Consider the following 16,960-nt stretch of genomic DNA (forward strand, 5'->3'; position numbering starts at 1 on the left):
GGGGGGGGGGGGGGGGGGGGGGGGGGGCGGCCGCCCCCGCCCCCCCCCCCCCCCCCCCCCCCCCCCCCCCCCCCCCCCCCCCCCCCCGCGCCGCAAACCTTTCGGGTCGGCCTTGTCATCGGTGCTTTTCGTCAGATGGGGGCTGAATCAGGTGAGGCCTGAAAGGTCGCGTAGGACTACGTGATTGCGGTCGGCCGTTGTCCCCAGGGTGTATTCCGGGATCAGGCCGAAGTATTCGGCTCGGGTGCGGGTGCTCCAGCGGCGGGCGTCGGGGGTGCGGGTCTTGTAGAAGTTGGCCTGGTAGCCGCCCTCGTGGAGGTTGAGCAGGGTGTAGCCGCCCGGGTATTCCTTGACCGCGGCGACCTCCAGGAATTCGATATTCAGGGGGATGTCGGGGCGGGTGCGGCGATTGCGGTGGGTGTGGCCGCTGTGGTGCAGGAAGACGCCGGGGGTGGATTGGTAGAGCGATTGCAGGCGAGCGGCGTCGGTGCGGTTCAGCACGAAATCGGGTCCGCCGATATTGGATATCGCCGATTCGAAAGTGACCGGATGGTGTCCGAACAGCAGGGTGGGGCGGTCCGGGTCGGCACTCAGAAGGCCACGCAGGCGGTCGAATTGGGCGTCATCGATCAGGCCACCCGCGGCGTCGAGTGCGGTGGTGTCCAGACCGAGCAGGCGCAGGCCGCCCAGGTCGTGCTCGATCAACTCTCCCCGGGGGATGAAGGATTCGCCCCAGCAGTCATGATGTTCGGCGTCGGCGACCACCGGGCAGCCCGCGTATTCCGCGCCGACGTGCGGGCGGTCGTGATTGCCGCGGGTCGCGAACCAGTCCCGGCCCGCGGCGCCCCAGCCGTCGAGAAGCCTTCGGACGCCACGGGTTTGCTCGGGCGTGGCCTCCGCGGTGAGATCGCCGGCGAGCAGCAGCTGATCCGCGCCGCGGTCGGGGCGGCGCAGATCGTCGAGCAGCGCGGTGAGCATCACCTCCGGATAGGGCGGCAGGCCGGGCTCCTGACGCACGCCGGGCGGCAGTCCGGCGGCGATGAGCCCGCTCACCTCCTCGCCGAAGTGAACGTCGTTGCACAGCGCGAGGGTGCGCAGCAGTCGTCCGGGAGGCGGTGTGAGCGTGGCGAATTCGCCGGTGCATTCCGGCGAACCCGGCATTCTGGTCGCGAGATTCGGTGCGGGAGTGGCGCGTACGCCGCCGGAGTAGGCCTCGAAGCGATAGGCGCGCCCGGGTTCGAGTCCGGTGATCTCCGCGTAGTGGTAGGGGGTGGGCTCGGGATCGGAGAGCGCCACCCGTGCCGACGCCGATGAATCCGCCGGGGCCACACGGACTTCGGTATCCGCGTCGGCCGGGGCGCCGCTGCCCGCGTCGAGCGTGGTCCAGGTCAGCACGGCCGAGGTCGCGGTGACGGTCACCAGCTCCAGATCGGTGGCGAGCAGCGAATTCCCTTGTGCCCGGGCGATTCCCGCACTCCGGCCGGTCAGCATCGGCAGCGCGGCCGCCAGGCCCAGGGCGCTCAGAACCAGCCGTCGGTTCGGCCCACAGCAGCTCATAGATCCTCCCTCGACAACCACAGCCCCGGAATCGACGGTCCATGTGCACGATACGGCCCCCCGGCCGCGCGGTCGTGACGTTCCCCTCGGCGACCATCGCTCGTAACCCACCGTTCGCGGGGTCGGACGCCGTGCGGACCTACTACCGGGTAGCTTGGTTAGCCAAACCTCAGAGATAGAGGTCCCGGCGCGATAAGGAGGGCCATGACCGCCCGATGGAAGCTGCTGACCGGTGCGCTGGCGGCACTGACCGTGCTCGCGGCCACCACGGCCTGCTCGAATGCGTCCAAGGACGAGAACGAACTGCTCGTATACAACGCCCAGCACGAGTCGCTGACCAAGGAATGGGCGGACGCGTTCACCAAGCAGACCGGTATCAAGGTCACCCTGCGCAACGGCGGGGATACCGACCTGGCCAATCAGCTGGTGGCCGAGGGTAAGAACTCGCCCGCCGATATCTTCCTCACCGAGAACTCCCCGGCGATGGCCCTGGTCGAGAACGCAGACCTGTTCGCCGATATCGATCGGGACACACTCGCGCAGATCCCCGCCCAGTACCGCCCGTCCTCCGGCAAATGGATCGGCGTCGCGGCCCGCTCCACGGTGTTCGTCTACAACACCGCCAAGCTGCCGCAGGATCAGCTGCCCGCTTCGCTGCTGGATCTGGCGCAGCCACAGTGGAAGGGCCGCTGGACCGCGGGCACCGCGGGCGCGGACTTCCAGGCCATCGTCGCGGCGCTGCTGGAGCTCGAGGGTGAGGACGCCACCAAGGCGTGGCTGCGGGGCATGAAGGACAACGCCGCGGCCTCACAGAACAACACCACCGCGATGAAGAACGTGAATACCGGACAGTTCGACGGCGCGGTGATCTACCACTACTACTGGTTCCGCGATCAGGCCGCGACCAAGGAGAACTCCGGCAACACCGCGCTGCATTTCTTCAAGAATCAGGATCCGGGCGCATTCGTATCCACTTCCGGTGGCGGCGTGCTGAAGTCGAGTAAGAAGCAGCAGAACGCGCAGAAGTTCATCGCGTTCATCACCAGCGCGGCCGGTCAGCAGGTGCTGCACAACGGCACCTCGATGGAGTACCCGATCTCGCTGGACGTGCCCGCCAATCCGGCGCTGCCGCCGCTGGACGGCCTGCAGGCGCCCAAGATCGACCCGAGCACGCTGGACGCGAAGAAGGTGCATCAGCTGATGACCGAGGCGGGTCTGCTCTGACCGTCGCCGGTCGGCCCGGATACGCGGTCACGGGCGTCGCGCTGCTGTTGGTGGCGGCGACGTTCGTGCCGCTCGGCTATATCGTGTCCACCCTGTTCTCCACCGGACTGCATGAGGCCGCACATCTGGTGTTCCGCCCGCGGGTCGGTGAATTGCTGCGCAACACTGCGGGTTTGGTGGTGATCACGGTGCCGGTGTGTGTGGTGCTCGGGGTCGGGCTCGCGTGGATCGTGGAGCGCACCGATGTGCCCGGGGCGAGCTGGTGGGGGCCGATGCTCGCGGCCCCGCTGGCGGTGCCCGCCTTCGTGAACAGTTACGCCTGGGTCAGTGTGTTTCCGGCGTTGCACGGGCTGTGGGCCGGGGTGCTGATCACCACGATGTCGTATTTCCCGCTGATGTATCTGCCCGCGGCGGCCACGTTGCGGCGGCTGGATCCCGCGGTGGAGGAGTCGGCGCGGGCGCTGGGCTCCGGGCCGGTGGCGGTATTCGCCCGGATCGTGCTGCCGCAGTTGCGGTTGGCGATTCTGGGTGGGGCGCTGCTCATTTCGTTGCATCTGCTGGCCGAATACGGCGCATTCGTGATGGTGCGCTTCGACACCTTCACCACGGCTATCTTCGAGCAGTATCAGTCGAGTTTCGCCGGGGCGGCGGGCAGCATGCTGGCCGGGGTGCTGGTGCTGTGCTGTCTGGTGCTGCTGGGCGGCGAGGCCGCCGTGCGCGGGCGGGCGCGTTATGCCCGGGTGGGTGCGGGCGCGCCACGGGCGGCGACGCGGATTCGGCTGGGGCGTACGGCCGTTCCGGCGTTGGGCGTGCTCGCCGGGGTGCTCGTCGCCGCGCTGGGCGTGCCGCTGTGGACGATCGTGCGCTGGCTGCGGATCGGTGGAGTGAAGGTATGGGACAACGCCGAGATCGGCGAATCCCTTTTCCAGACGGTGGGTTTGGCGGTGACCGCAGCGGTGATCACCACCGCGTGCGCCTTCCCGGTGGCGTGGATCGCGGTGCGGTCGCAGTCGGTGTTCGCGCGAATCGTGGAGGGCTGCAACTACATCACCAGTTCGCTGCCCGGCATCGTGATCGCGCTGGCGCTGGTGACGGTGACCATTCGGTATCTGCCCGGTGTGTATCAGACCGCGGCCATGGTGCTGGCCGCCTACACGCTGATGTTCCTGCCGCGGGCGCTGGTGAGTGTGCGGGCCGGACTGGCCCAGGTGCCGATCGGCCTGGAGGAGGTGTCGCGGGCGCTGGGCAGATCCGGCCCGATGACATTCCTGCGGGTGACACTGCGCCTGACCGCGCCCGCCGCCGCCTCCGCCGCGGCGCTGGTGTTCGTGGCGGTGGCCACCGAGCTGACCGCCACACTGCTGTTGGCGCCCAACGGGACCCGCACCCTCGCGATGGGATTCTGGTCCACCTCGGGCGAATTGGATTACGCCGGTGCCGCGCCCTACGCGCTGATCATGATCGTGGTGGCGATACCGGTGACGTATCTGCTGTTCACCCAGTCCAGGAAGGCGGCGGGAGTATGAGTCGTCTCGTGATCCGCGAGGTCGCGAAGTCGTTCGGGCATACGCGGGTGCTGGGGGGCGTCAGTCTCGATGTGCCCGACGGTACCTCGACCGCGGTGGTCGGTTCGTCCGGATGCGGGAAGACCACACTGCTGCGGATGGTCGCGGGATTCGAGGCCCCTGACGCGGGATCGGTGTCGATCGGCGGGGAAACCGTTGCGCGCGAACGCTTCTGCAAGCCCGCCCATCGCCGCAATGTCGGTTATGTGGCGCAGGACGGTGCGCTGTTCCCGCATCTGACGGTGGGGCAGAACATCGCCTACGGCCTGGGCAGGATGGGCGGTCGGCGGCATCGGGAGCGGGTGACCGAACTGCTGGAGATGGTGTCGCTGGACGCGTCCTATGCCGCCCGCCGCCCGCACGAACTGTCCGGCGGACAGCAGCAGCGGGTCGCGCTGGCCCGGGCCATGGCGCGCGAACCACAGGTGATGCTGCTCGACGAGCCGTTCAGCGCGCTGGATACGGGCCTGCGCGCCGCGACCCGCCAGGCCGTGGCGCGGACGCTGCGCGCGGCCGGGATGACCAGCATCCTGGTCACCCACGACCAGGAGGAGGCGCTCTCGTTCGCCGACCAGGTCGCCGTCATGTGCGCGGGCCGCTTCACCCAGGTCGGCTCGCCCGAACAGGTCTACTCGACACCCGCCGACCTGTTCACCGCTCGATTCCTCGGCGATTGTGTCCTCGTCGACGGCCGGGTTGTCGACGGTGTGGCCTACAGCGTCCTGGGTCGCACCCCCGTACGCCCAGGCGGACCTCAGGGCCCGGCAACCCTGATGCTCCGCCCGGAACAACTCGTCGCCCAACCGGTTTCCGACGATGGCACCGGCACCGTCCGCGCGGCCGAATTCCGCGGCGCGGACGTAATCCTCACCATCGCCCTCGACAACCATCCCGACCCTATCCAGGTCCGGCACATCAGCATCGCCGCACCGATGGTCGGCTCCCGAGTCAGAATCGAAATCATCGGCACCGCAATGGCTTTAGATCCACAAGAGGACATCGATCCGGCTCTGCCGGTCGACACCTTCTCGACGGCCTGACTTCACTTCCCCTGCGGCCGACGGCAATAGACGAACAGGTCTGGCTCCGCCTCCGTGTCCTCACGATCCGCGACGAAGGTCCCCTCACGGAACTCGAGTATCTCGAGTCCGGCGTCGCAGCTTCTCGATGAAATCCTCTGTGCCATAGCTGCTCACGCGTATCCGGTAGCCCAGGAAAACGATGTCGACCTGGTCCAGCACTACCGGCCGATATGTCCCCTTGTGAACCGGTCAGCGGTTGGCGAAATGTTCGATGGTCGATACCTGTTCACTCATGTCGACGGGGGATAGTGCCAGTGCGGGAAATCGCGAGCCAGGGCGACCGCACGTCGGTGAATGACGGCTCGGCGGGCAGCCAGGTCGTCCTCATCGGTATGTGCCGCTTGGGCTGTCGCCTGCCCGGGCCATTTCCGATACAGCAGACCGACTGTGGCCGAGAAGTAGCCGTCGGTGACAGCATTGGCCGCCAGGAGCAGACCGGTGTCCTCGGAGGCAGGAAGTCCCATCCATCCGCCGAGTGCCAGGGCCAGTTGGGTGCGGATGCACATCGTGGCCGGGTGGACTTGCGCGCGGTAGTCGTGGCTGAGCCAGTGGGTGAGAACACGACCGCGGGCGACGATGCCTTCGGAAGGGTTGTCGTCGAATTCGAGTGTCGATCCGTCCGGTAGGAGATCGACCGCGCGCGACGTCGTCCAGCCGATGTCATATAGCTTGAGGGCATCGATATCGCGCGCGAGTGCGCCCGCCGCGAGTTGATCGTCGGCATCGAGTACTTTGACGAGTTCACCATTGACCCGGCCGAGTGCCAGAGTACGGGCCACCCCGGGTCCGCCGTGCCGGCCGGCGGCGAAACGGATCCGGTCGTCCTGGGGAAGCACCTCGGCAATGCTCAGCTGATCCAGGCCGTCCGCCTGAACCACCCATTCCCAGTTCCATCGATTTGGAAGTACCTGTCTCGCAAGGGATTCATAGGCCTTGAGGAGATACTCGGGGACGCCTTGGCGGACGGGAGTGACAATAGAGATGAGACGTGTCAGTGACGTAACCCTTCATGTCGGTGCTGTCTTTTCAAGGCACCTTTGTATCGCCTTAGGATAACGGACCGCCTCGACTAGTGGCACGGTGCCTGATAGGGGAGTGACGGCAAGACCTGAGCCCATGACTCGGGGGTCATCACCGTGCGGGTGACGTCACATATTCGTCCGATCATATGATCCGAATTCAGATCCCACATGAGCAAGCCCTGATTGTAGCCACTGACGACCAGATATTCGCCCGTACCGTCGAATTTTACCTTTCGCTTCGCGGCCGTCGAAGGCATGACGGACAACTCGATCGGCGACCTGGGATGTGCGGGGTCGGAGATGTCCCACAATCGGACTTCGCCATCGTAAGCTCCGGAGGCGAGGGTTTTTCCGTCCGGGCTGAAATCGAGTGAGTGGACACCGGAATTGTGGCCGACGAGCGGACTGCCTATCTGGGATGGTTCGGCCGGTTTGCTGATATCCCACAATCGAATCAATTTATCTTCGCCTGCCGCTGCCAACATGCGTCCATCGGGGCTCAGAGCGATACTGCTAACCGATCCCGTGCCGGCATGAATATCCGCACCGACTCGGCGAGGCTGGGCAGGGTTCGACATATCCCACAACTTGATCGAACCGGTACTTTCTGCTGTAGCGAGCAGCTTTCCATCGGGGCTGTATCGCATGCTTGCAATCCAGCCGGTTGACACTACGATGGGTGCACTCGCTGCAATGGGGTGCCGAAGGTCAGAAATGTTCCACACACGGAGCGAATGCTCATCCTCGTTACTGACGAGCGTGGGGGAATTAGGGCTGAATACGGCGTTCAGCGCGAATCGGCTGGCAAGGGGTATCGTTGTGGTCAGCTGTGGGCTGAAAGGGTTTGATATGTCGTAGAATTGAAGCTCCGACGGAGACTGCTGGAGGACCGCTAAAGTCCGGCCGCCGGGGGCGATCGCAGTGTTTTGAATTCGCGCGTTTGTGGTGAGTTCGCTGAGATGATGAGGTGGAAGGGGGTCGAGCGTATTCCAGAGCTGGACTCTACCCTTCGGTGAGATTGTAGCCAGAATCCCGCTTTGCGAGTCCAATGCCAAGCTGTTCACTTCGCCGATGCGCGTGGAAATGCCTTTCCCGGGCAGAGACCACAATCGGACGACCCCGTCTTGACTGCCCGTCGCTACGGTTCGCTGGTCCGGGCTGATGGCGACTCCGAAAACGCCGCCCTTTGTACCGGCCAAGGACCTACCGATGGTTTGTGGATGCGGACTGTCCAGATTCCATATCTTCGCGGTTCCTTCGGTGCCGGCGGTGACGAGGGTACGACCGCTGGGACCGAACGCCACAGACCAGATCTCACCGGGGTGAGCCGACAGCGGTGCGATGGTCGGATGTGGTGTTGCCGGATCGGACACATCCCATATCTGCACGATCCCGTCATCGCTGGCGCCCGCCAGCTTCGAGCTGTCCGGGCTGAACGCTACGGCGTGTGCGACGGCGGAGAAACCAGCGAGCGCCGAACCCGTGGGAGTCGGCGCCGTGCGGGCATCGGTGATGTTCCACAATTGGACTGTGTGGTCATCGCTCGCCGTCGCGAGCAAACTGTCGTTGGGACTGAAGGCGATGGACCGAATCGCTCCGCTCTGGTTGCCGATCCAGCCGATCGCGGCGGGTTTGGCGGGGTTGTCGACATTCCACAGCGCCACGGAGTGATCGTCATTGGAAGCCGCCAGCATACGACCGTCCGGGCTGAAGAGAATGTTGTAGATCGCACCCTTGCCCGCTGACAGCCGCGAGACCGACATTCGCGGTTTCGCGGGGTCGCTCACATCCCACAGCGTTACATCGTGGTCTTCGCCGCCAACGGCAAGTACTTTCCCGTCGGGACTGAAGGACGCCGCGGAGGCGAAGCCACTGATTCCGGTGATGGGGGCACCGATTCGATACGGATGTGTTGGTTCGGTGGTATCCCACAGCTGGATACTTCCGTCTCCGTAAGTTGATGCGAGGAGCCCCTGGGAAGAGAATGCCACATAGTAGACAGGGCTGTCGGGGCCGATCAGGGGAGTGGCCAGCGGCAAGGTCTGAGTCTTCAGTAGGCGTGCTCTGACCTCGGGATCGTCAGGACGAAGCCGATACGCGACCAGGTCGAGTTGAGCGGACATCGATGGATCTATGTCCTGCAGGCCGTCGGCTTGGGCCAAAATCTCCCGGAACACCGCATCGGCCCGCTGCTGTTCGGCCATTCGGCTCCTGTCGTAGAAGCCTACTGCCATGACCAGAACGACGATTCCGAGTATTGCCATCACCGATTTTGTTACCGATGCGTGTCGCTGCGCTCTGCGACTTTCCGCGATCGATGTCGCCAAGAATTCCCTGGTATGGCCGAATATCGGCGCGCTGCTCGATTGATTTTGTGCGGCCTTCAATCTAGCGCCTCGATAGAGTAGCGATTCATCGCGATCGGCTGCTTCCCATTGCGCCGCGTCGATCTCCAGTTGCCGACTGACCAGATATTCCGCCCGATGCTCGTCGATCCACCGGCGCAATCGGGGCCAAACGCGCAGCACAATCTCGTGAGTCAGATATATCGAGTCGCCGTCGGCGGTTATCAGGCGTGCCGAGGTCAGTGTCTCGAGCGCCCTTTCCGCCAGATCGACATCTCCACAGTATTGCAATAGTTCCGCGCGGGAGACGGTCTTCCGTGTATCTCGTGAACTCTGTCCGATCGCCACCAGTCTGAGTAATATCTGTTTTGCCACTGTCTGTTGCGATTCCGTTAGGACATCCCACGCTCGTTCCGCCGTCGTCGCTACCGAACCGACGACACCGCCGGATTGCCGGTATCCGTCGACGGTCAAGCGCTTGCCGTCGCGCTTTTGCCAAATCGCCTCCATCACATGGGACAACAGCGGCAGTGTGCCTGCGCCTGCAACCGCGTCGGGGCCTTGATCATTCGCTCCGCATAGCTCGCTGATCACCAGTTCCTGCAGTCCCGGTTCCAGCACGAGACCGGCCAGCCGCGTAGGACCTGTCATCACTTCCCGCAGTTCGTCCAGGCGCATCGAATCGAGCACATAGCTGTGATGATTCAGCGCGGCGGCCAGCATCGGATAATCCAAGCAACGGGCATAGAAATCTGCTCGAACGGCGATTATCACTATCGAAGCATGGCCCTGGCGCGGGGCCGCAGCCTGTCCGAGCGCATTGAGGAAAGTATGTCGCTCGTGCTCGTCCTCGCAGGCAGTGAACAGTTCCTCGAATTGATCGACGACCAGTAATCGATCCCGATCCGGTGCCCATTTGTCCAATGCGTCCGCAACCGTGTAGTCGTCACCACCACCGTCTATCGCCTTTCGTAGTGACGCCACCGGCGCACTCCCGGGCTTGCAGGTTGCGAATTCCCATTCGTCGGAGGATTCCGTGAGCGCGGGGATCAGTCCCGCCTCCAATAGCGACGACTTCCCGGCCCCGGACGCGCCAACCAGAACGGCGAGTCCACTGGAGTCGTGGTCTTGGATCGCCTTCTGCACCATCGCTTCCAGCGCCTCGGTGGCGCGGCGGCGGCCGAAGAATAATTCTTTGTCGTCGCGACGATAGGATTTCAGGCCGAAGTACGGAACGGTGGTGCTGATCTTCGTAGTGCGTGGAATCGTGCCGTTCGATTCTATCCACAGCTGTTGCCAGCGCCGGAGATCCAGCAGCGGATGATCTACCGGATGGCCTTGTCTGCTGGCCATACCGATCAATGTTGTCAGGACCGGCTCGAATGATTCGAATCGGGCCGGCGTATTTCGGCCGGCGGCCCAGTCGCTTATGCGCTGTGACGACACGGTGGTGTCGCGACCCTTGCCATGTGCTTGTTGCGCCCGTGCGTTGACCATCGTGGCCACGCGCCGCATGGATGGGTTGCCTGCCGCGGAGAAGAGTTCGGCGAATCTCTGGGCGAGAACCGCTCGCGGAGGCGCCCCCTCCAGCTCGTTGAACGCCGAGGCATTGCCCCTTGTCACACCCATGCACCCCACTTGTGAAGCCGTAAACGGCCGTCAGCGAGCCGTCCATGGGTTGCTGCGACCGGGCATCTTCAGCCGATCGGTTCCAGATAGTAGCAGTACCTTGCGGCGCAAGCCGGAACTTATAGGGGCATGTGATAGTCGCCGACGGCGGACCGTTGCCGTCGGCCTGCGGCCGACTGATCCACGCGTGGTCGGATGGATCGCGGGCGGTCGGCCTGGGGTGGGTCAGCGGGGGCGGTTCTGGAAGATCAGGTCCATTACCTCGGCGCAGACGCCGCCTACGAGGTATTGGGGCTGATAGATCTGGTGTGAGCGGGCGGCGAGTTCCAGTGCGCTGATGGTGATCTGGCCTATGCCGGAGCGGGCGATCGTGTCGACGGAGCTGGCCCAGACTACGCGGGGGATCTTCGCCCAGGCGATCATGCCGAGGCACATGGCGCAGGGTTCGCCTGTCGTGTAGAGCGTCGTATTCGACCATCCGGAGTTTCCGTGTTGTTCGACGTAGGTATTGATGGCGACGACCTCGCCGTGGTAACCGGGGTGGAGCGAGCCCTTGTTGACTCCTTCTGCCATCAGTTGCCCATTGTTGTGGACGATGACGGCACCGAACGGGTATTTCGGATTACCGGCCGCCAGCCGGATCGCCTGAGTCATTTGTGTTTGATGGAACTGGAGTTCGGCCGCGGTCGGCCGATAGCTTCGCAGGCGGTTCAGGGTGATGCTCGTCGGCTCGTCGAGTTCGCATGGCTCTGCGGCCGCGCTGGTGGATGAACCGGCGGTTACCAGTGCGGCGATCGACGCGGTCAATGCCAATGCCGCCGTGCGCCGGGAAGGCCCGTAATGGGACGTATTCGGTGCCATGGGCGTCAGTGTGCCAGAAATGCGTCGAATTCTCGCTCCGAAGATATCTCGTTGGCCGCCGAGATCGGTGCCCGGTCCGGGCGCGGGAACGGTGAGGATTGCCCGGTCCGGGCGGTAACTCGAGGCCCTGAGCAGGGGAATCGCGGTATGGAACGAGGGGCTCGCTCGCACGGGTCCGTTATTCGCAATACTATGGCGGCTGATCGGCCGGTCCGGTTGATTGTGGGTCGTCTTGGATTGTCGGCCTCTTCTCGACACTGCGCCGGAGCGGTGGACCGATCTGAGAAATGCGGAGGGGACAGATCGGTATGCCGCTCCGCCGCGGAGTTTACCTCATGTGTGCATGAATTGCATCGGAGGATCTCTCCGTAGCGGAGATACATTTCCGGAATCGTTCAGCGGTTGGCGAGTTCGGAGAGTCGGTAAGCCAATGCTCGGCGTACGGCGGGGATGTGGGTGGCGATGCGAATGACGATATATAGGTAATGCCCGAGCCGGGCGGGTCCGCAGGGTCGATATCCGCGTCATTCGATCGGTGAACGAAACGACTCAGAGCGCGATCGGACGGCGAGTGTTCTCGTACTCGTCGAGAGGGGCCACAGGCACGCCCTGTGGGACCCGCGCGAGCAGCGTGCCGAGCAGGGCGGCGCTCATCTCGACGCAGATTCTCGGATTGGCCCTGTGCCGCTACGTATTACGACTTCCGCCGGTGGTCGCGCTGACGCACGAGCAGATCGTCGCCGATATCGGGCCGATCATCCAGCGGTATCTGTCCGGTCGCTGAGACCAGGTGTCGGGCAGGGTGCCGTCGAGACCGTTGAAGCCGTATTCGCGGGCGAGTTCGGCGATTCCATTGATCCGGCCGTGGTCGCGCCGCACACGATCCGCAGGCGCGCGCCGACCTGTTCGGGATCCGGATGATCCACCGTACGGCCGGCCCCACGCTACCGAGGCCGTCACCAGATCGCCAGATCGGCTGTCTCTTGGATGGTTTCGGGCCGGTCGTAATCCGAGCCGCCGCGCCCGCGGATGCTGCTGCGGCCGGTGCAAACGACAGTCGTCCTCGCTTCGCTGAGGCCCGCGGCGATACCGCGCCCGGCCCCGCGAGTCGCCCCCGCGACCAGTGCGACTCGCTCTCGCAGCGGTTGAGTCATTTCCGCTTGCTGATGAATAGCGTTTGCGTACCGCGGCCCACAGGCCCCTTCTCGTCGAACAGCCGGGACTCCGCCAATCCGGTACCACTGCGTTCCGGATAGGTGGTGGCGTCCAGGCAGATCCATTCGCCGACGGGCTCGCGGTGCAGGGTGACGGTCAGATCGGTGTTGATGAAAAGGTAACTGTCCCAATCCAGGACGGTGCTGATGCCGTTGCCGTGATCGGCGGCGACCAGGGTGCGCTCCAGTGGGCTGGGCACGGTCCCGGCGACCACGGGGCGGCGCAGGCGCATCCAGCACACCGCGGGGCCAGGCTCGCTGAAACCACCGGCGGCGAAACGGTATTCGACGCCGGTATGGAATCCGATCTTGTGCGCGGTGGGGAACGTCGCCGATTCGGCGATCGTCTCCGGGCCCGGCCGAGTTCCGCTGGGCAGCACCGTATCCGGCAGCTCCAACTCCGGATCGGCCTGACGGACCCGCCAGGCATTGGCCTTCAGCACCGGCCCCTTCGCGGAACTCACAGTCGCCTCGACCAATTCGACGCTGCGCCCCGGCCGGGTGACCCGCGCCTCGACGATCACCGGCGCCAGTGGCACCGGCCCGAGAATCTCCACCGCGATGCGAGCCACCCGAAATCCGGCGCGGGGTTCGCAGCGCTCGATGACATGTCCGAGCAATGCCGACGGCGGCCCCGCGTGCTGGGCATCGGGCGCCCAGGGCCCGCGCGTCAGTTCGGTCGATTCGAACCGCGTCGGATCCGTCGGATCGGGCAGATAGAAGGCCTCCATGCGTCCTTACTACCGCATCGCGGCCGCAGGCCCGGCGGCGGTGCGCGCCGGGGCTGAGCACGGCGGATGACCGGCGGATAATGTTCTGGGCGCGAAGGGGTCTCGCCTGACCGGGTGACCCGCGGATCGCGCCGAGGAGGCTTGTGGTGCTGGTGGAGGGGTTTGTCGAGCGCGGATTCGAGGGGGTCCGGGACGGATTCGCCCAGGCGCACGACGGCGATGAGGGCGGCGCGCAGCTGTGTGTGTATCGCGGTGACCGCGTCGTGGTCGATCTGTGGACGGGACAGGATCCGATAGCCGGGAAGACGTGGGACGCGCAGTCGCTGACGGTGCTGATGTCGGTGTCGAAGGGTATGACCGCGACCTGCGTGCATATGTTGGTCGAGCGGGGCCGACTCGATCTCGACGCCCCGGTTCGCGACTATTGGCCGGAGTTCGCGGCGGCCGATAAGGCCGATATCACCGTCGCCGATGTGCTCTCCCATCGTGGCGGCCTGTCCAGCTTCGATGCCGAAGCCGGGATCGGTGCGATGGAATTGACCGACTGGTCCGCGTGCGTGGCCGCGCTGGAGTCGATGACTCCGCTGTGGCAGCCGGGTACCGCGTTCTACTATCACTCGCTCACCTGGGGTTATCTGGCCGGCGAACTGATCCGGCGGGTCACCGGCAAGAGTGTCGGCGAATTCCTCGCCGCCGAGGTCGCCGAGCCGCTCGGACTGAGCCTGTGGATCGGCCTGCCGGACAGCGAGGAACACCGGGTCGTCGCGCAGTTCACCCGGCGGCAGATGCCCGGGGCCGCCGAGGTGGAGGCGATGCTGGGCCGCATGGGCGTCGACATCACCGCGCGATTGGTGCGCGCGACGCTCGCGACGGTCGCGACCAGGGACACGGGCCTGGAATTGCTCAACACCCGCGAGGGGCATGCGGCAGAGATACCGTCCGGCAACGGAATCGGCAACGCGCGCTCGCTGGCGCGGATGTTCGCGGCGACGATCGGCGAGATCGACGGCATCCGGTTGCTCACCCCGGAATCGGTGCGGCGCGCACGGCAGCCGCAAACCGCGGGGCTCGGCCGCCCGGCGCCGCTGGATGTGCTGCCGCGCGGCAATCATTTCGCCCACGGATACGAGCTCACCCGTCCCGCCCAGCTGCTCGGCGACGGAGCGTTCGGCCAGATCGGCTCCGGTGGCCGGATCGCCTTCGCCCATCCCGAATCCGGTATCGCCGTCGGCTATACGTGCACCAATATGGTCGGCGACGACACCGGCGGCCCCGATCCGCGCTGGCTGCCCTGGACCGCGGCATTGCGCGCGGCCTCGGCCGGATTACCCTGAGCCGTCCCGGAACCCGTGGTTTGCTCAGTCTCTCGATTCAGTAGCGGTATATCGCTACGTGAGCATTGGTGGCGGTCCCGATACTGGTAGGACCCAAACATGAGGCCGTGCCCTGACCGGAGGGACTGAAGGAGCCACTCCACGAACCTTCGTAAGGACCGATGTCCATGAACGGGAAGGCATTCGGTATGCCGTGCAGGCCGACGCATTCGATGATCAGGGCGTACTCCCTGCCGACGGGTGCATCGTTGTCGTGGCATGTCGCCTTCGCGCTGATCAGATCTCGCGTCACGACACAGTCCTGTGGCGTGGCTTGGGCTGTGCCGGAGCCGATTGCCGCGGCAAGGCCCAGAGTCGACACGGCAGCGACCGTGACTCGTGCCGCGACGGTTGTCATCTTTCTCATTCGAAATCCTCCCTGACGGTTCATATGCGCATCGGTCGCGCACGGCGAGTTATTACGAACGGACAGGCAACCGTGTGGATCTTGGCTCTGTGTGGGTTGTGTTGGAGCGACGTGGATTTCACGCACAAGACCCTCGAGGTCACGCTCGGGCGGCCGGTGGCGGACGATCCGATGACTGAGCTTCGGCATGAGAAAGGCCCCGACCGGTACTGCGCTGGTCGGGGCCTTATCTCGCTGTGCCCTCGGCAGGATTCGAACCTGCGGCCTTCTGCTCCGGAGGCAGACGCTCTATCCCCTGAGCTACGAGGGCGGGGTGGACCCGGTCGTCGTTGTTTGCACGTCGTCCGATCGGGCGGGGAAAGCGTATCGCATCGTGGGGTGTGCACCAAAAACCGGGGGTGAGCCGGGGGTCAGTTGAGGGGGAGGGTGGCGACTCCACGTGCGGTGAGCATCGTCGTCATGAGCTGCATCTCGCCCTGCTGGGTGGTCTTCATGCTGGCGGCCAGCGAACGGACGGCGTCGGTGTCGGCGCGGGCGGTGGCGTATTCGATCATGGACAGGCCGCCCTGATGGTGGCGCAGCATCAGCTGCAGGAACAGGGTGTCCTGGGCCGGGCCCGTGAGTGCGCGGAGCTGTTCGAGCTCCTGGGGTGTGGCCATACCGGGCATGGTCTGCACGGGCCCGGACATTTGATGCGACATGTCGTGGTCGTGGCCGGTAGGGGTTGCGCTCATCCAGCCCATATAGCCCTCGGGATCGAGGATCGGCTTGCTCCACAGTTGCAGCCAGCCCTGCATGCGCCCGGCCTGATTCTCCTGGGTGGTGAGGATGTCGTAGGCCAGCCGCTTCACATTCGGATCGCTGCCGCCGGACAGCTCGAGACCGGCCATCTGCACGGCCTGCGCGTGATGGACGGACATGTCCTGGCAGAAGCCGGTGTCGACCGCGCCGGGCGCGGCATCGGGGCGGTGCTGCAAGGGAATTCGCGCGATGAGGCCGATCGCGAATCCCGCGAGCAGCATCCCGGCGACCGAGAGGATGAGAATCGCGGTGCGTTGCCGCACGGCTACCGCTTCGGTGCCGGTGCGAGCTGTCCGGGCGCGCCACCCGGCACGCCCGGCATACCCGGCAGTCCGGGAATGCCCGGGATGCCGCCCGGCATACCGCCGATGCCCTCGTCGGTGGCCGGAGTCAGGCCCTTACCGTCCATCGGGACCGCGTCCGGGCCCGGAGGAGTCGGATCGAACGGCGGTGGGTTGTTGGTGTCGAACGTCGGATTGTCGCAGGCCGCACCGACTTCCGGATAGGCGTACTGATTCAGCCGCAGGGACGAGATGAATTCGCCGATGCGCTTGTCGTCGGCGCCGTCGACCTTCAGCTGATGTCCCCACGACTGCAGCGAGATCGGCGAGTCGATGCCCGGATACGGCGACATCAGCATCGCCGGCTTGTTCTCCACCTTCTGCTTCAGCTCGTCGACGGCCGGGCCGGTGATCTTGTCGGGGTTGTAGGCGATCCAGATCGCCCCGTGTTCGAGTGCGTGCACCGCGTTCTCGGTCCGGATCGGCTTGGGATAGACGACGCCGGTGCAGACCGCCCACGACTCGTCGTGCGGTCCGCCCATCGGCGGGCTCATGTCGTAGGCCACCCGCTGCGGGGCGCGCACATGCAGACCCGCCGGGTAGTCCTTCTTCACCACGCCGCCGATCTCGCTCGACGGATCCTTCTTCTCGGCGGTCGGTGTGAACTTCTCCGCATCCGCCTTCTCCTGATACTTCGGCACCAGATACACCGCGAGCGCGGCGATCAGGCCGATGACCACGACGGCGGCCCCGACGGCGGGCCACGGAATCCGGCTCCCGACGGGTTTCTTCCCGGTGCCCCCCGTTTTGCGGGCCGGTGCGGATTTGGCGGCGGCACGAATTGCCTTGGCCGATTTCGCGCTGGTGTTCGGCATCGCTGATGTGCTCTCTTCGACATGTCGGACGGT

The 16,960-nt window shown here is 65.2% G+C and carries 13 protein-coding genes and 1 tRNA gene; 5 read left to right on the forward strand and 9 right to left on the reverse strand.

The window, feature by feature from the left end:
* Window positions 1-147: 147 nt before the first annotated feature.
* A complete protein-coding gene (locus ACIA76_RS10030) occupies window positions 148-1,557 on the reverse strand; it encodes a metallophosphoesterase (protein ID WP_397150591.1) in 1,410 nt (469 codons plus the stop codon).
* Between the two features lie 204 nt (window positions 1,558-1,761).
* Between ACIA76_RS10030 and ACIA76_RS10035 the strand changes: the two genes are divergently transcribed.
* Genes ACIA76_RS10035 through ACIA76_RS10045 form a run of 3 tightly spaced genes read left to right on the forward strand, consistent with a single transcriptional unit; the run spans window position 1,762 to window position 5,386 of the window.
* Entirely contained in the window at window positions 1,762-2,781 is a 1,020-nt protein-coding gene (locus ACIA76_RS10035; protein ID WP_397150593.1) for an iron ABC transporter substrate-binding protein, read from the forward strand.
* A complete protein-coding gene (locus ACIA76_RS10040; protein ID WP_397150729.1) occupies window positions 2,778-4,307 on the forward strand; it encodes an ABC transporter permease in 1,530 nt (509 codons plus the stop codon). The genes ACIA76_RS10035 and ACIA76_RS10040 overlap by 4 nt, the downstream gene beginning before the upstream one ends.
* A complete protein-coding gene (locus tag ACIA76_RS10045; protein ID WP_397150595.1) occupies window positions 4,304-5,386 on the forward strand; it encodes an ABC transporter ATP-binding protein in 1,083 nt (360 codons plus the stop codon). Before ACIA76_RS10040 ends, ACIA76_RS10045 begins: the two co-directional genes overlap by 4 nt.
* A 272-nt stretch (window positions 5,387-5,658) precedes the next feature.
* On the opposite strand, the gene ACIA76_RS10050 is transcribed toward ACIA76_RS10045, so the two are convergent.
* From ACIA76_RS10050 to ACIA76_RS10060, 3 genes are all read right to left on the reverse strand, one after another.
* The gene (locus ACIA76_RS10050) at window positions 5,659-6,423 is read right to left on the reverse strand and encodes a glycosyltransferase (protein ID WP_397150731.1); all 765 of its coding nucleotides are present in this window, start codon (window positions 6,421-6,423) and stop codon (window positions 5,659-5,661) included.
* Window positions 6,424-6,497: 74 nt separating this feature from the next.
* The gene (locus tag ACIA76_RS10055) at window positions 6,498-10,418 is read right to left on the reverse strand and encodes a hypothetical protein (RefSeq protein ID WP_397150597.1); all 3,921 of its coding nucleotides are present in this window, start codon (window positions 10,416-10,418) and stop codon (window positions 6,498-6,500) included.
* A 231-nt stretch (window positions 10,419-10,649) separates the two neighbouring features.
* Entirely contained in the window at window positions 10,650-11,231 is a 582-nt protein-coding gene (locus tag ACIA76_RS10060) for a nucleoside deaminase (protein ID WP_397150599.1), read from the reverse strand.
* 685 nt (window positions 11,232-11,916) lie between these two features.
* Here ACIA76_RS10060 and ACIA76_RS10065 point away from each other — a divergent pair.
* On the forward strand, window positions 11,917-12,069 hold the full coding sequence (locus ACIA76_RS10065; RefSeq protein ID WP_397150601.1) for a hypothetical protein: 153 nt from the start codon (window positions 11,917-11,919) through the stop codon (window positions 12,067-12,069).
* Window positions 12,070-12,435: 366 nt separating this feature from the next.
* On the opposite strand, the gene ACIA76_RS10070 is transcribed toward ACIA76_RS10065, so the two are convergent.
* Window positions 12,436-13,230: a thioesterase family protein gene (locus ACIA76_RS10070; RefSeq protein WP_397150603.1), complete on the reverse strand. Its 795-nt coding sequence runs from the start codon at window positions 13,228-13,230 to the stop codon at window positions 12,436-12,438.
* Window positions 13,231-13,376: 146 nt separating this feature from the next.
* Between ACIA76_RS10070 and ACIA76_RS10075 the strand changes: the two genes are divergently transcribed.
* The gene (locus ACIA76_RS10075) at window positions 13,377-14,564 is read left to right on the forward strand and encodes a serine hydrolase domain-containing protein (protein ID WP_397150605.1); all 1,188 of its coding nucleotides are present in this window, start codon (window positions 13,377-13,379) and stop codon (window positions 14,562-14,564) included.
* A 37-nt stretch (window positions 14,565-14,601) separates the two neighbouring features.
* Here the strand turns inward: ACIA76_RS10075 and ACIA76_RS10080 are convergent, their stop codons facing one another.
* The 4 genes from ACIA76_RS10080 to ACIA76_RS10095 form a co-directional block, all read right to left on the reverse strand.
* Complete coding sequence (locus tag ACIA76_RS10080; protein WP_397150607.1) at window positions 14,602-14,970, reverse strand: hypothetical protein; 369 nt, start codon at window positions 14,968-14,970, stop codon at window positions 14,602-14,604.
* 237 nt (window positions 14,971-15,207) lie between these two features.
* Window positions 15,208-15,280 (reverse strand) — tRNA-Arg (locus ACIA76_RS10085).
* Between the two features lie 100 nt (window positions 15,281-15,380).
* Window positions 15,381-15,992, reverse strand: a complete 612-nt coding sequence (locus tag ACIA76_RS10090) for a DUF305 domain-containing protein (RefSeq protein ID WP_397150733.1) — start codon at window positions 15,990-15,992, stop codon at window positions 15,381-15,383.
* Window positions 15,993-16,036: 44 nt separating this feature from the next.
* Window positions 16,037-16,927, reverse strand: a complete 891-nt coding sequence (locus tag ACIA76_RS10095) for a DUF3105 domain-containing protein (protein WP_397150609.1) — start codon at window positions 16,925-16,927, stop codon at window positions 16,037-16,039.
* Window positions 16,928-16,960: the final 33 nt, after the last annotated feature.

Source organism: Nocardia sp. NPDC051570, assembly GCF_044454005.1.
In the GTDB taxonomy this organism is placed as follows: Bacteria; Actinomycetota; Actinomycetes; order Mycobacteriales; family Mycobacteriaceae; genus Nocardia.

What these genes read in the sequence shown, in the direction of transcription:
- ACIA76_RS10095 (WP_397150609.1), bottom strand. Translation starts at nt 16,927, where the DNA reads ATGCCGAACACCAGCGCGAAATCGGCCAAGGCAATTCGTGCCGCCGCC.
- ACIA76_RS10035 (WP_397150593.1), top strand. Translation starts at nt 1,762, where the DNA reads ATGACCGCCCGATGGAAGCTGCTGACCGGTGCGCTGGCGGCACTGACC.
- ACIA76_RS10080 (WP_397150607.1), bottom strand. Translation starts at nt 14,970, where the DNA reads ATGAGAAAGATGACAACCGTCGCGGCACGAGTCACGGTCGCTGCCGTG.
- ACIA76_RS10030 (WP_397150591.1), bottom strand. Translation starts at nt 1,557, where the DNA reads ATGAGCTGCTGTGGGCCGAACCGACGGCTGGTTCTGAGCGCCCTGGGC.
- ACIA76_RS10090 (WP_397150733.1), bottom strand. Translation starts at nt 15,992, where the DNA reads ATGCTGCTCGCGGGATTCGCGATCGGCCTCATCGCGCGAATTCCCTTG.
- ACIA76_RS10045 (WP_397150595.1), top strand. Translation starts at nt 4,304, where the DNA reads ATGAGTCGTCTCGTGATCCGCGAGGTCGCGAAGTCGTTCGGGCATACG.
- ACIA76_RS10070 (WP_397150603.1), bottom strand. Translation starts at nt 13,230, where the DNA reads ATGGAGGCCTTCTATCTGCCCGATCCGACGGATCCGACGCGGTTCGAA.